At 42.8% G+C, this 1,185-nt stretch carries 1 protein-coding gene; it reads right to left on the bottom strand.

All coding sequences use genetic code 11. The annotated features are described in order from the left end of the window. Positions 1–306 precede the first annotated feature (306 nt). Positions 307–810: a DinB family protein gene (locus PGLA_RS19505; RefSeq protein ID WP_036683089.1), complete on the bottom strand. Its 504-nt coding sequence runs from the start codon at positions 808–810 to the stop codon at positions 307–309. Positions 811–1,185: the final 375 nt, after the last annotated feature.

Genomic DNA, 1,185 nt, shown 5'->3' with positions numbered 1-1,185 from the left:
TTTATTGAATATAAAAACCGTCAGACTTAGTAAAGTAAATATTAGACTGCCCCCAGTAATAGAAACAACGGCAGCCATGACGAGAAAATAAAGTCCTAGACTGCCGCTGAACTATCGTGTCCCGTTAGTTCAATAAATCTTAACCTCAATCCACGTGGCTCAACTTACCCGTTAGTTCAATAGAATCAACAGTTTCAGTCCGATGGTATCCTCTTGTCTATGATTCAAGCCACCACTTTCAATCCTATGATAAAATACTTATAAATCCCACTATAGCCAAACGGCCAAAGCGGATATAATCTTACTCTAAATTACTGGAGGTAGCGCTCCGTACTCGGCCCACTGCTCTTTTGTCGGGCCGTAAAGATCCGGCACACGAAGGCCTGCCTGACGCATCAGGACTGTCATCTGACCACGATGATGAATCTCATGCTTTACGAGAATATCCAGCATTAAGCCGTTTGGCCATTGATCACCATACATATCGCTCATGATAAGCAGATTCTCATCTTTCCAACTGGACTGTATAGCATCAAGGAGCGCTTGTGAGGTCCTCTTATAGACTGACGCGATGTCTGCTGCCGAAGCTGGCACCGGCATATCTTCGCCCGGTCCTTCGAAAGACAGTCCCGTCCGAGATGGCATTTCGTGCAACGTCTGTACAAGGTGCCATGCAACACGTCCAAGCGTTCTATGATCGCTTGTTATCTGTTGGCCAAGAGACTCGTCGGTCAGCATCTCCAGTGTCCGCATTGTTGCTTCCGTTTCATTCTGCCAAGTTGCGGCAAAATCTTTAATGTGTTTATACATATCCAACATCTCCTTTTTGTAATGGAATCAAGTTTATTATACCGAACATTAGTTCGCAAGTAAATATTTACATTTACTTAAACTACCCCCGTTAACCAAACGAAGCTGCCGAAAATCATTGCGCTAATCCCGAAATGTAATTAACTACGTATGGTTAATACTTTTGATCATTTTATTTACGCTAGCCTGCCCGTTAGCTTAATGAAAACAAGGAGCAGCTGCCATGGCAAACTGCTCCTTGTTTGATTGAACTATCGTGTCCCGTTAGCGCAAAGTACAACGGGTGCCCAATGATAAAACATATTCGTATTTTAAATGAACAAGAAAGGTTATTTTTTCTTTACCGGTATCCAAATTTCCCCAGTAACATTACTT

Origin of the sequence: Paenibacillus glacialis (assembly GCF_001637205.1) — a bacterium.
In the GTDB taxonomy this organism is placed as follows: domain Bacteria; phylum Bacillota; class Bacilli; order Paenibacillales; family Paenibacillaceae; genus Paenibacillus_AQ; species Paenibacillus_AQ glacialis.
This window is presented reverse-complemented; position numbering and strand designations above follow the sequence as displayed.

Bases quoted from the DNA above. Each gene is read 5' to 3' on its own strand.
- PGLA_RS19505 (WP_036683089.1), bottom strand. From the start codon at position 810: ATGTATAAACACATTAAAGATTTTGCCGCAACTTGGCAGAATGAAACG.